Source organism: Streptomyces sp. NPDC001732 (genome assembly GCF_053596315.1).
In genome coordinates, this window is record NZ_JBSFFY010000002.1 from 48,017 (window position 1) to 59,801 (window position 11,785).

The following is an 11,785-nucleotide window of genomic DNA, read 5'->3' on the forward strand; positions in this document are numbered from 1 at the left end:
CCCGGGAGCGCCGGGCGTCCAAAACATGTGGAGGCGTCCGACGGCGGCGACCATGATGGCGCCATGAACAAACGTGCGCCCGCCGCCCCCGTGGAAGCCCTGCTCGTCGTGGACGTCCAGGCCGACGCCGTGACCGGTGACCGGGCGGTGCCCGACGCCGCCCGGCTCGTGGACCGGACGGCGGACCTGATCGCACGGGCGCGGCGGTACGGGGCGCTCGTCGTCCATGTGCAGAACGATGGGGCGCCCGGCGCGGGCGACGAGCCGGGTACGCCCGGCTGGGAGCTGCACCACCCCGTCGAGCCGTCCCCCGTGGAGGCCGTGATCCGGAAGACCCGGGACGACGGCTTCGAAGGGACGTCGCTGGGAGACCTGCTGACCGGTTCCGGGGTCCGGGCGCTCGCCGTCTGCGGTGTGATGTCGGAGATGTGTGTCCAGGCCACGGCCCGTACGGCACTGGCGCTGGGGTACCGGGTCGTCATGCCGCACGACGCCCACGCGACGCACGACATCCCGGCCGCGCCCGGAATCAGCGACGTGGTCCCGGCCGCGGCGGTCTCCCGGGTCGCCGAATGGGCCCTGGGCAGCGAGCTGGAGGTCGTGGCCCACGCCGCGGACGTCGTGTTCACCGCCCCGCCCCCGCGCACCGGCTGACGAGCCGGGAGGTCAGTCGGGCCGGAGGGAGCGCCAGATCCGGTCGGGCAGGATGCGTGCGGCCTGCGCGAGGTCCATGTCGTACGTACTGGCCAGCCAGCGGTGCGCGGCCTCGGTGACCGGCCCCATGACCAGGACCTCCAGGATGGGCACCGGCACCGGGGCGATCTCGCCCGCCAGGACCCGCGGTCGCATCCACTCCGAGATGACCGCCAGCTTGGCGGCCTTGGCGGAACGGATCTCGTCCGCGTGCGCCGCGAGGTAGCCGGAGTGGGCGGAGGCGTGCAGGAAGAGCGCGGCGTCCGGGTGCTCCTCGGTGAAGCGCAGATAGGCGACGATCAGGGCCCGGACCCCGGTACGGGCGGTGCGCGCCCGGTGCAGCGCGGCGATCATCTCGTCGAAGAGCTGTTCCATGCAGCGGATGTACAGGGCGGCGGCGAGACCGTCGAAGTTCCCGAAGTGGTGGTAGAGGCTGCCGAGGCTGACGCCGCTGGCCTCGGTGACCGCGGTGACGGTGAACCCCGGCCGGCCGGACGTCGCGTACACCTCCAGCGCGGCGGTCAGGAGCCGGTCGACGGTGACTTCGCCGCGCTGTTGTTTAGCCACGGTGGCCCCGCCCCGCCGGATTCGTCGTCGCTCCCGCCGTCCCGTTGTCCGCCATGACGACACCCTATCGCACCACAATTGGAAAATTTTTCTAGAAATCAACTCCACAAGTCCGGTTGTGCGATGGATACTTGTAGCTTTCCGGCGAGGAAACCGGCCGATGCCGGGAACCGTGGGGCGCACTCCTCGCGTCCTCACGCGCGCGCCACCCCATACGGGCCCGCGCCGAAAGTCGTGCGGGGCACGTCACACACAGATCTCAAGGAGCAGCATGAGCGTTAACGGCAGCACGCGATCTTGGAGCGGCAGCCGCAGCAGCACCGGTCTCCCGGCCCGGCGCGGCACCCGCAAGGCTCTCCTGGACTGCTCGAAGGCGGTACTGGTCGTCGGTCTCCTCGTGGGCGCCGCCACCGCGTGCAGCGACTCGTCCAAGGACGGGACCCACGCGGCCCGGGAGTGGAAGGTCGGCGACTGCGCCGGGCCCGACAACGAGGTGAAGGACAGCTACAAGGCGATGGACTGCGACGAGTCCGGAGCCACGATCAAGGCCCTTGAGATCAAGGGAGGTTCCATGTTCTCCGACGCCATCCAGTGCCCGGCCGGGACGGACGCGATCATCTCGGTGAAGGTGTCCTACAGCTCCGGCGACGCCAAGACCGGCCTTCCGAGCAAGACCATCTGCGGCCGCAACCTGTCCGGCGACCACCCCGGTGACGCCGGGGCGGGCGGCGGTCAGCTGGTGAAGGGCGACTGCGTCACCGACCAGGCCAAGGAGGTCGCCTGCGCCGGTGCGGGCAGCGGCGTCACCAAGGTGGTCGACCTGAAGGAGAAGGCCGAGCAGTGCCCGTCCGGCTCCGAGCCCCTTGAGCTGTTCCCGAGCCCGGGGCGCCCGTACAACGCGATCTGCACGAGCAAGATCTGACCGGACGGACACCGCGCGGCCGGTGGGGCCCACGCCCCACCGGCCGCGTCGCGTCTCCGGCGCGGACGGGCCGGCCGTCCGTGGCCGGGTCAGCCGTCGTTGTCGGGGTCCCGGCGGAACAGGGCGGTCCAGAGGAAGGGTTCGCCGAAGAGCGGGGAGTCGGCCGGCTCGTCGCGCATCCGGCGCAGTTCGACCTCGGTCAGGTCGGAGAAGATCCGGCGCAGCGAATCCGGGGTGTAGGCGAGACCGCCCTGCAGGCCGCCGCGCTCGTAGAAGGCGGCGTCGGGGAGCTCGGATCCCATGCTCGCCGGACTCGCCCCGCCCGCCGCACCCGCCCCGCTCGCCGCACTCGCCCCGCTCGCCGCACTCGCCGCACCCGCAGCCTCACTTGCCTCGCCCGCCTCACTCGCCGCGAAGCAGCTGAGGGCGAAGTGGCCGCCGGGGGCGAGGGAGTTGTCGAGAAGGGCGAGGTAACTGATCCGGCGATGGGGCGGCAGGTGGTGGAAGCAGCCCGAGTCGTAGATCAGGTCGTACGGCCCGGCCAGCTCCGTCGCCGCGAGGTCGAAGGCGTTGCCGTGGTGGAACCGGACGGCGTTCCCGGCCCCGGCCTCGCGGGCGCGGTCCTCGGCCCAGGCGATGGCCGCCCCGGACAGGTCCACGGCGTCCACCTCGAAGCCCAGCGACGCCAGGTGCAGGGCGTTGCGGCCCGGCCCGCAGCCCAGTTCGAGGGCGCGGCCCGGCGCGACCAGGCCGCGTCCGGTGTACGAGACGAGGTTCTCGTCCGGCTTCGCCGCGAAGAACGGCACCGGCCTGTCCCGGTCCGCGTAGAAGCCGTCCCACCAGGAGCCGGCGTCGGCCGTCCAGCGGTCGGCATCGCGGGCGAACAGGCCGTCCAGCAGCCTCAGTACGTCGTCCACCGTGCGTATGTCGCGGTCCACGGGGGACCTCCTTTCAGGTCTTTCCGGCAGACGGCGATCGTAGGTCCGCCCGGCCGGGCCGCCTGCTCGAAGCCCCATATCAGCAACGGTTCGATGGGTAATCGGACTTGGCTCAGGGACCACCCTGCGCGGGTCCGATTGCGTGGCGGAGTCACCAACGGCGCGACGGAGCGGGGAGAGTGGGGGCAGCGGTACGGACGACGAAGGAGGACCGATGGTGGGTGTCATGGCGAACCAGCGGAACGGTGCGGTCGGGCAGTCCATGGAGCTTCTGGAGGCACGGGACCGACTCCTGCGGGCGGGGCGCGAGCTGTTCGCCCTGTACGGGTACGCGCATACGAGCGTCGAGGACCTGTGCGCTCGGGCGAAGGTGCCCACGCACGTCTTCCAGCAGGAGTTCCTCTCCCGGGAGGTGCTGCTGATGGCGCTGTACGACGAGGTGGCGACCCACGGGATTCGTGCGGCCGAGAACGCCCTGATGGCGGAGGGCATGGAGGAGTGCACCACGACGGAACGGGTGCGGCGGCTCTTCGAGGCCTACGTGAAGGCGGTCACCGTGGACCCGTGCGCCGCCAGGGTGGCCTTCGTCGAGGTGCTGGGGGTGAGCCGGGAGGTGGACAAGCACCTGGCGACCTGGCGGGCGATGTGGATCGAGTTCCTCACGTCCGAGGCCGAGCGCGCCGTGCGCCGGGGCGAGGCGGTGGCGCGGGACCACACGGTCACCGTCACGGTGCTGAACCACTCGGTGGACGAGCTCATGGCCCACCACGGCCGGCGGCCCCGGCAGGTCGACGCCGCGTGGCTGACCGACGAACTGACCCGGCTCTCGCTGGCCATGATCCTGTCGTCCTGACCCGCCGCGAACCGGACAACGACCCGCCGTGCCGCGCCGCGCCGCGAACCGGACGACCCGCCGCGCCGCGAACCGAATAATGGGGGGATGGCGAGCGGCGCGGAGCACACGGAACGACCGGACGACGAGATCACGACCGTCCTGACCGGCGTCGGGCCCCGGCTACGGGCCCTGCGGCGGGACCGCGGCACGACCCTGGCCCGGCTCAGCGAGACGACCGGGATCTCCTCCAGCACCCTCTCCCGCCTGGAGTCGGGCGGCCGCAAGCCCACGCTCGAACTGCTCCTGCCCCTGGCCAAGGCGTACGGGGTGCAGCTGGACGAACTCGTCGGCGCCCCGGCCACCGGCGACCCACGCGTCCACTTCCGCCCCTTCACCCGTGACGGCATGACGTTCGTACCGCTCACCCGGCACCTCGGCGGGCTGCACGCGTACAAGCAGATCCTGCCCGGCGGGCGAGGGACGACGGGGCCGCTGGAACAGCGGGTGCACGAGGGGTACGAGTGGCTGTACGTGCTGGCGGGGCGGTTGCGGCTGCTGCTGGGGGAGCACGACCTGGTGCTCACCGCGGGCGAGGCCGCCGAGTTCGACACGCACACCCCGCACGCGTGGGCCAGCGCCGGGCCGGACCCGGTGGAGTTCCTCAGCCTGTTCGGCCGGCAGGGGGAGCGGATGCACGTGAGGGCCCGGCCCACGCAGCGGTGAACCGTACCGGGCGTACGGGAGCCGCCCGGACGCACAAGAGGGACGTGCCGGGGGTCACGGGCGGGCCGTGTACGGACCGCCCACCCCCCACGCCTGGTGCATCGCGTCGGCGAACGCGCCCGCCAGCAGGTGCTCGCCGGTGGGGCCGGGGTGCGTCCCGTCGTACGTGTCCCGGTGGATGTCGTACCCGGGCGGGCGGGAGGCCAGCAGGATCGGGGACCTCGGCTCGTCGAGATCGGCGACGGCCTTCGCCAGGAGCTCGTTGAAGCGGTCGCACTCGGCGGCGAACGGGGCGTCCGACTCCGCCCGGACGTTCGGTATCACGGGCATGAACACCATCCTGACGTGCGGATTCGCGGTACGGGCCGCCGCGACGAACGCCCTGGCGTTCAGGGCCGTCTGGTCGCTGTTCGTGTAGAACCCGAGGTCTATCAGGCCGAGCGAGACGAGCAGCACGTCCGTGCGGTGCCCGGCCACCGTGTCCGCGATCACCGGGGCCATGTGCAGCCAGCCCTCGCCCCAGCCGGCCAGGTGGGCGCGGGCCGCGGCGGGGAAGTCCGGCGCGCCGTACTCGTGAGCGACCGGGGCGTCCGCCGCCGTGTCGTACAACGCGCTGCGCGGTCCGACGATCGCGAACGGCGTGCCGAGGGTGGCGGAGAGGTGCTGCCACATCCGGTAGCGCCAGGTGAAGTCGCCGGCGCGGCCGATGGTCATGGAATCGCCGACAAACGTGAACCGCATGGCGTCATCATCGCGGATCGCCACTCCGACCTGCGACGTGACGATGGACACTTGGGCCATGCGTTCGTACCTGACTGTTTCCGCGGCCGCCGCGCTGCTCCTCGCCGCCGGGCCCGCCCCGGCCGTGGCCGACGACGGGGCCGACCGGAGCTTCACGATCGAGGACCCCCGGATCACCGAGTCCAGCGGCCTCGCCGCCAGCCGCACCCACCCCGGCATCTACTGGACGCACAACGACAGCGACGACGGGCCGTACGTCTACGCCGTCGACTCCCGCACCGGGAAGACCGTCGCGACGATCACCCTGCGCGGGGTGGGGCAGCCGCGCGACGTGGAGGCCATCTCGCTCGGACCCGACGGCAACCTGTACGTCGGTGACATCGGCGACAACCTGAACGGCAGCTGGGACCACGTCTGGATCTACCGCTTCCCGGAGCCGAAGGAGCTGAAGGACGCGACGGTCCGGGCCACCCAGTTCGACGTGAAGTACGCCGACGGCCCGCGCAACGCCGAGGCGCTGATGGTCCACCCCGGGACGGGGCGCGTCTACATCGCGTCGAAGAACGAGGACGGCGGCGGACTGTACGAGGGCCCGAAGAAGCTGACCACCGGCGGCACCAACGTGTTCAAACGGGTGGGGGAGGTGCCGTGGGTGACGGACGGGGCGTTCTCGCCGGACGGCAAGGAACTGCTGCTGCGCTCCTACTTCAGCGCCCGCGCCTACGTCTTCGAGAACGGCAGGCTCGGCGCCGACCGCGCCGTACGGGCCCCGATCCAGCGGCAGGCCGAGTCGGTGACGTACACGGCGGACGGCTCGGCGCTGATGTTCGGTTCGGAGGGGGAACAGAGCGACGTGGAACGGGTGGAGGTCACCGGAAGGGCCGGTGAGGACGGGAAGCAGCCGTCCGGGGGCGGCGACTCGTCGGCCTCGTCCGACGGGGGCTCCGGTGACGCGAAGGGCATCAGCCTGACCGGCACGCTGGTGCTCGTGGGGGTGGGCTTCCTGGTGTTCCTAGGACTGCGGCGGAAGAAGGGCTGATCACCGGCCGGCCTGCGCAGGCGCACGGGCGCAGGCGCACAGGCGTCGGTACACGGCCATCGGCGCACGGGCGTCGGCACGCGGGCATCGGCGCACGGGCGTTGGCACGCGGGCATCGGCGCACGGGCATCGGCGCACGGGCGCCGGTACACGGGCGCCGGTCGCGCGGTGCGGGGCCGCTCGTTCACTGCTGGGCGCGTTGCTCGACGAGCACCTCGAAGCCGTCGATCAGCCGTTGCAGGCCGAACGCGAAGTGGTCGACGTCGTAGCCGAACGCGTCCTCGGCGAGCGCCGCCATCAGCGGATAGTCCCCGCTCGCCATGGCCCGTTCCAGATAGGGGCGCTGGTTCTCCCAGAAGGCGTCGTCGCCCAGCCCGGTCTGCTGCACCGCCTCGACGGCCTGGAGCCGGGTGCGGGCGATGCCCTCCACGAAGCTGTTGACCGTGATGATCGTCGAGATCAGCTCCCGGTCGGCCAGCCCCATGCCCCTGATGCCGGCGAGGGCCCGTTCGAGACCCCGAAGGGCGCTGGGACCGAGGACCGTGCGCGCCTGGTTGATCTTGAGCAGCCAGGGGTGGCGGTCGAGCTGCTCCAGGTAGGTGCGGGCCATGGTGCCGAGGGCGGCGCGCCAGTCCGCCGGCTCGTCGGCCGGGGCGGCGTCCAGGGGTTCGCCCAGTACGTGGTCGAGCATCAGGTCGAGCAGCTCGGCCTTGCCGGGGACGTACCGGTAGAGCGACATCGTGCCGGTGCCCAGATCGGTGGAGAGCCGGCGCATCGAGAGGGCGGCCAGGCCCTCCGTGTCGGCGATCGCCACGGCGGCGGTGACGATCCGGCCGAGGGTGAGAGCCGGTTTGGGGCCGCGACTGGGACGGTCGCCGGTGCCCCAGAGGAGCTCCAGACTGCGCGCGATGTCGCCGCTGCCGGTCGCCGTGCCGTCCGCCCCGCCCGCTGAAACGCTTTTCGTCATGGGTTCAGCGTAAGACTCCGGAGAAGAAGTGGGTACGGTGCACCCTAATTCGGGTACGGTGTACTCAATTCTTGACTGAAGGGGGTTCCGGCATGAGTGCGAGCGGATGGGCTGTACGTGCCGAGGGGGTCGTGAAGCGGTACGGGGGCAGGCGCCGCGGCGAGCGGGGCGCCGAGGAGAAGAGGGCTCTCGACGGATTCGACCTGGCCGTCCGGTCCGGCACCGTCCACGGGCTGCTCGGGCCCAACGGGGCCGGCAAGACCACCGCCGTGCGCGCCCTGTCGACGCTGCTGCGGTTCGACGAGGGGCGGGCCGAGGTCGCCGGGCTGGACGTGGCGCGCGAACCCCGGCGCGTACGCGCGAGCATCGGGCTCACCGGGCAGTACGCCGCCGTCGACGAGGTCCTGACCGGGCGGCAGAACCTGGAGATGTTCGGGCGGCTCTTCCGCCTGGGCGGCGCGCGGGCCCGGCGGCGGGCCGCGGAACTGCTGGAACGGTTCGACCTGCGCGACGCCGCCGACCGGGGGGTCAAGGAGTACAGCGGCGGCATGCGGCGCCGCCTCGACCTCGCGGCATCGGTGATCCTCGCGCCCCGGGTGCTGTTCCTGGACGAGCCGACGACGGGCCTCGACCCGCGGGGGCGGGGCGAAGTCTGGGACAGCGTGCGGGCGTTGGTGGCGGACGGCACGACGGTGCTGCTCACCACCCAGTACCTGGAGGAGGCCGACCGGCTCGCCTCGCGCATCACCGTCGTCGACCGGGGCCGGGCCATCGCCGACGACACCCCGGACGGGCTGAAGAACCGGGTGGGGGGCGTCCGGATCGAGGTCGTCGCGGCCGAGCCGGCCGACCTGCCCGCGGTCGTCAGGGCCGTGGAGCGCGTCGCCGGGTCCGGCCCCGTCGTCCGCGACGAGGAGGCCCGCCGGGTCCACACCCGGGTCGCCGACCGGGTCGCCGCGCTCACCGAGGTCGCGCGCGTCCTCCAGGACGAGCACGTCGAGATCGAGGACATCGGGCTGCGCAGACCGAGTCTCGACGACGTGTTCCTGAACCTGACCGGACACCGCGCGAAGACGATCGGGGAGGAGGTGGCGGCATGACCGTCCTCGCACCGCACACGACCGGCCCCGCCCGCGGCCGACTCGGCTGGGCGCTCGCCGACAGCTGGAACGTCACCCGGCGCAGCCTCACCCACTACCAGCGCCAACCGACCGCCATCATCTGGCAGTTGGGATTCCCGATCCTCTCCGTGCTGCTGTACGGGTACGTCTTCGGCAGCGCCATGAAGGTGCCCGGAGGCGGCGACTACCGGGAGTTCCTGATGCCGGGCATGTTCGCCACGACCATGGCCATGGGGTTCATGAACACCGCGATGGCCATGGTGACCGACGTCGGCAAGGGCGTCGTCGACCGTTTCCGCTCCATGCCGATGGCGCCGTCCGCGGTCTCCGCCGGACGCGGCCTCGCCGATCTGCTGGTCGCCGGCGCCGAACTGGCGATCCTCGCGGCGACGGCCCTCGCGATCGGCTGGCGCGCGGACGGCGGCCCGACCGCCGCGGTCGGTGCGTTCGGGCTGCTTCTGCTGCTCCGGTTCAGCCTGATCTGGGTCGGTGTCTGGCTGGGACTCCTGGTCCCGGACGCGGAGTCGGCGGGTGGCCTGTACGCCGTCGCCTTCCCGGTCACGATGATCTCCAGCGCCCTGGTCGCGCCCTCCCTGATGCCGGGCTGGCTGGGCACCGTCGCCGCCTGGAACCCGATCTCGTCGACGGTCACGGCGACCCGTGAACTCTTCGGCAACCCGGTGGCGGGCGGCGGTACCTGGGTGGAGGAACACGCCCTGCTGATGGCGTTGGTGTGGCCGCTGGTACTGACCGCCGTGTTCCTGCCGCTGGCGGTGCGGCGGTTCCAGCAACTGAGCCGCTGATCCGCTGATCCACCGAGCTGTCGAGCCGCCGAGCTGCCGTTGTCAGTGGCCCGTGCGAGCATGCGCTTCGTACGGAAGCACACGAAGCACGGGAACAGTACTTACGGAGGATCCATGGGCACCTGGGACACCGGCCACTTCGACAACGACACCGCCGCGGACTTCTCCGGGACGCTCGACGGCGCGCCGGAGGCCGGGCGGGAAGCGGTGATCCGCAAGGCTCTGGAGGCGGTGATCGCCCCCTCGGACTACCTGGACAGCGACGACGGGGCGGTCGCCGTCGCGGCGGCGGCGCTGGTCGCCTCCCAGTGCCCCGGGGGCGAACCGGTGACCACCGCGTACGGCCCCGACAAGCCGCTGCCGACCCTGGCGACGGACCTGCGCCCCCTCGCGGTGAAGGCCCTCGACGCGGTGCTGGGCGAGGACTCGGAGCTGCGCGAACTGTGGGACGAGGCGGGCGACGAGGAATGGGCCCCGGGCATAGCCCGCCTCCGGGAGGTGCTGGTGGCGGCGTCCGGCTGATCAGCCGCGGGGGCGGCCGGCCCGGACGAGTTCGTCGACGTCGAGGGTCACCGGGGCGCCGATCGACTCGGGCAGCGTGACCTCCTGCCCGGGGGCGTACACCTGGTGACTGTCGTAACCGCCGCCCATGGGCTCCGTCAGGACGTGCACCCGGCCGTGCCTGCGGTCGACGATCACGTACACCGGGATCTTGGCCTCGGCGTACGCGGCGACCTTGTTGCGCAGGTCGTTGTTGTAGTTGCTGGAGGTGACCTCCAGGACGAGACGGAAGACGGCGGGGTCGTAGCAGTTGTTCTCGATCAGGTGCTCGTCGAGATCGGCGTCGACGATCGCCAGGTCGGAAATGGCGTAGTCCTCGGGGCCGCCGGGGAGCCACAGGCCGATTCCCTGGAGGACTCTGGTCTCCTCGCCGTGAAGGCCTGCGGCCAGGAAGGGAATCATGAGCGTGGTCAGTGCGTTGGCGTGCGGTCCGTCCGGGGGTGGGGCCACGGTGATGACGCCTCCGATGATCTCGACGCGGTAACCCGTGAGCTGTTCACTGAGGCTGTTGGCCGTTTCGAGCAGCGATTCCGGTTCACCGTCACAGGGGTGCTCGACTGCTGCTGCAGACATTGCGGGCCTCCTGAAGGGGTGAGGTCGAGGCCATCATCGTAGGACGGTCCGAGGGGAATCGCCCGAAAGTCGTTCCGCCACCCGACCGGATGAACGAGAAGGGCCCCGCACTGACGCGCGGGGCCCTTCTCGTACGGGTACTACGTCGTCACAGCTTCTCGATCACGTAGTCGATGCAGGCCGTCAGCGCCTGGACGTCCGCCGGGTCGATCGCCGGGAACATCGCCACGCGCAGCTGGTTGCGGCCCAGCTTGCGGTACGGCTCGGTGTCGACGATGCCGTTGGCGCGCAGGGCCTTGGCGACGGCGGCGGCGTCGATCTCGTCCGCGAAGTCGATCGTGCCGATGACCTGCGAGCGCTTGGCCGGGTCGGTGACGAACGGGGTCGCGTACTTCGACTCCTCGGCCCAGCCGTACAGGTTCCGCGCCGAGGTGGCCGTGCGACGGACCGAGAAGTCCAGGCCGCCCTGGGAGTTCAGCCAGGTCAGCTGCTCGTTCAGGAGGAAGAGCGTGGCCAGGGCCGGGGTGTTGTACGTCTGGTTCTTGAGGGAGTTGTCGATCGCCGTCGGGAGCGAGAAGAACTCCGGGACGTGCCGGCCCGAGGCGTGGACGCGCGCGGCGCGCTCCAGGGCCGCCGGGGAGAAGACGCCGATCCAGAGGCCGCCGTCGGAGGCGAAGGACTTCTGCGGGGCGAAGTAGTAGACGTCCGTCTGGGTGATGTCGACCGGCAGGCCGCCCGCGCCGGAGGTGGCGTCCACCAGGACCAGGGAGCCCTCGTCGGCGCCCGCGACGCGCTCGATCGGCGCGGCGACACCGGTCGAGGTCTCGTTGTGCGTGAAGGCGTAGACGTCCACGCCCGCCTCGGCCCGCGGCTCCGGGTGGGTGCCGGGCTCGGAGGAGATCACGGTCGGTTCGGCCAGCCACGGGGCGAGCTTGGCGGCCTTCGCGAACTTCGAGGAGAACTCGCCGAAGTTCAGGTGCTGGGACTTCGTCTCGATGAGCCCGTGCGTCGCGATGTCCCAGAAGGCGGTGGAGCCGCCGTTGCCCAGGATCACCTCGTAGCCCTCGGGGAGGGAGAAGAGGTCGCGCACGCCCTGCCGCACCGCGCCGACCAGGTTCTTGACCGGGGCCTGGCGGTGGGACGTGCCGAGAAGGGATGTGCCGGTGGCGGCCAGGGCGTCGAGCGCCTCCGTCCGCACCTTGGAGGGACCGGCGCCGAAGCGTCCGTCGGCGGGCTTGATGTCAGCGGGAATCTGGATATCGGCCACGAACCGGAGCGTAGTACCTCACGGACACGGCCGAG

At 71.5% G+C, this 11,785-nt stretch carries 14 protein-coding genes; 8 read left to right on the forward strand and 6 right to left on the reverse strand.

Annotated elements, in window-relative coordinates; all coding sequences use genetic code 11:
- Positions 1-63 precede the first annotated feature (63 nt).
- Complete coding sequence (locus ACWCXX_RS02895) at positions 64-654, forward strand: cysteine hydrolase family protein (protein ID WP_451123653.1); 591 nt, start codon at positions 64-66, stop codon at positions 652-654.
- 12 nt (positions 655-666) lie between these two features.
- Here ACWCXX_RS02895 and ACWCXX_RS02900 read toward each other — a convergent pair whose 3' ends face one another.
- Entirely contained in the window at positions 667-1,260 is a 594-nt protein-coding gene (locus ACWCXX_RS02900; RefSeq protein ID WP_451123655.1) for a TetR/AcrR family transcriptional regulator, read from the reverse strand.
- Positions 1,261-1,531: 271 nt separating this feature from the next.
- On the opposite strand from ACWCXX_RS02900, the gene ACWCXX_RS02905 reads away from it, so the two are divergent.
- A complete protein-coding gene (locus ACWCXX_RS02905) occupies positions 1,532-2,182 on the forward strand; it encodes a hypothetical protein (protein WP_451123657.1) in 651 nt (216 codons plus the stop codon).
- A gap of 89 nt (positions 2,183-2,271) precedes the next feature.
- Here the strand turns inward: ACWCXX_RS02905 and ACWCXX_RS02910 are convergent, their stop codons facing one another.
- Positions 2,272-3,120, reverse strand: a complete 849-nt coding sequence (locus tag ACWCXX_RS02910; RefSeq protein ID WP_451123659.1) for a class I SAM-dependent methyltransferase — start codon at positions 3,118-3,120, stop codon at positions 2,272-2,274.
- A 226-nt stretch (positions 3,121-3,346) separates the two neighbouring features.
- Between ACWCXX_RS02910 and ACWCXX_RS02915 the strand changes: the two genes are divergently transcribed.
- Together ACWCXX_RS02915 and ACWCXX_RS02920 are read left to right on the forward strand one after the other, a co-directional pair.
- The gene (locus ACWCXX_RS02915) at positions 3,347-3,973 is read left to right on the forward strand and encodes a TetR/AcrR family transcriptional regulator (RefSeq protein ID WP_451123661.1); all 627 of its coding nucleotides are present in this window, start codon (positions 3,347-3,349) and stop codon (positions 3,971-3,973) included.
- Positions 3,974-4,060: 87 nt separating this feature from the next.
- The gene (locus ACWCXX_RS02920) at positions 4,061-4,678 is read left to right on the forward strand and encodes a cupin domain-containing protein (RefSeq protein ID WP_451123662.1); all 618 of its coding nucleotides are present in this window, start codon (positions 4,061-4,063) and stop codon (positions 4,676-4,678) included.
- Positions 4,679-4,732: 54 nt separating this feature from the next.
- On the opposite strand, the gene ACWCXX_RS02925 is transcribed toward ACWCXX_RS02920, so the two are convergent.
- Entirely contained in the window at positions 4,733-5,479 is a 747-nt protein-coding gene (locus ACWCXX_RS02925) for a GDSL-type esterase/lipase family protein (RefSeq protein ID WP_451123664.1), read from the reverse strand.
- Between ACWCXX_RS02925 and ACWCXX_RS02930 the strand changes: the two genes are divergently transcribed.
- Positions 5,478-6,458 (forward strand): WD40 repeat domain-containing protein, encoded by a 981-nt coding sequence (locus ACWCXX_RS02930; RefSeq protein WP_451123666.1) that lies wholly within the window; start codon positions 5,478-5,480, stop codon positions 6,456-6,458. The genes ACWCXX_RS02925 and ACWCXX_RS02930 overlap by 2 nt on opposite strands.
- Before the next feature lie 184 nt (positions 6,459-6,642).
- Here ACWCXX_RS02930 and ACWCXX_RS02935 read toward each other — a convergent pair whose 3' ends face one another.
- The gene (locus tag ACWCXX_RS02935; RefSeq protein ID WP_451123668.1) at positions 6,643-7,425 is read right to left on the reverse strand and encodes a TetR/AcrR family transcriptional regulator; all 783 of its coding nucleotides are present in this window, start codon (positions 7,423-7,425) and stop codon (positions 6,643-6,645) included.
- A 92-nt stretch (positions 7,426-7,517) separates the two neighbouring features.
- Between ACWCXX_RS02935 and ACWCXX_RS02940 the strand changes: the two genes are divergently transcribed.
- The 3 genes from ACWCXX_RS02940 to ACWCXX_RS02950 all read left to right on the forward strand — a co-directional run bounded on the left by ACWCXX_RS02940 (position 7,518) and on the right by ACWCXX_RS02950 (position 9,871).
- Positions 7,518-8,525, forward strand: a complete 1,008-nt coding sequence (locus tag ACWCXX_RS02940) for an ATP-binding cassette domain-containing protein (protein WP_451123669.1) — start codon at positions 7,518-7,520, stop codon at positions 8,523-8,525.
- On the forward strand, positions 8,522-9,349 hold the full coding sequence (locus ACWCXX_RS02945; RefSeq protein ID WP_451123671.1) for an ABC transporter permease: 828 nt from the start codon (positions 8,522-8,524) through the stop codon (positions 9,347-9,349). The genes ACWCXX_RS02940 and ACWCXX_RS02945 overlap by 4 nt, the downstream gene beginning before the upstream one ends.
- Positions 9,350-9,463: 114 nt before the next feature.
- Positions 9,464-9,871: a DUF4259 domain-containing protein gene (locus ACWCXX_RS02950; RefSeq protein WP_451123673.1), complete on the forward strand. Its 408-nt coding sequence runs from the start codon at positions 9,464-9,466 to the stop codon at positions 9,869-9,871.
- On the opposite strand, the gene ACWCXX_RS02955 is transcribed toward ACWCXX_RS02950, so the two are convergent.
- Together ACWCXX_RS02955 and serC are read right to left on the reverse strand one after the other, a co-directional pair.
- The gene (locus ACWCXX_RS02955) at positions 9,872-10,483 is read right to left on the reverse strand and encodes a Uma2 family endonuclease (RefSeq protein ID WP_451123675.1); all 612 of its coding nucleotides are present in this window, start codon (positions 10,481-10,483) and stop codon (positions 9,872-9,874) included.
- Between the two features lie 148 nt (positions 10,484-10,631).
- Positions 10,632-11,750, reverse strand: coding sequence for a phosphoserine transaminase (gene serC / locus ACWCXX_RS02960; RefSeq protein ID WP_451123677.1), 1,119 nt, complete (start codon positions 11,748-11,750; stop codon positions 10,632-10,634).
- Positions 11,751-11,785: the final 35 nt, after the last annotated feature.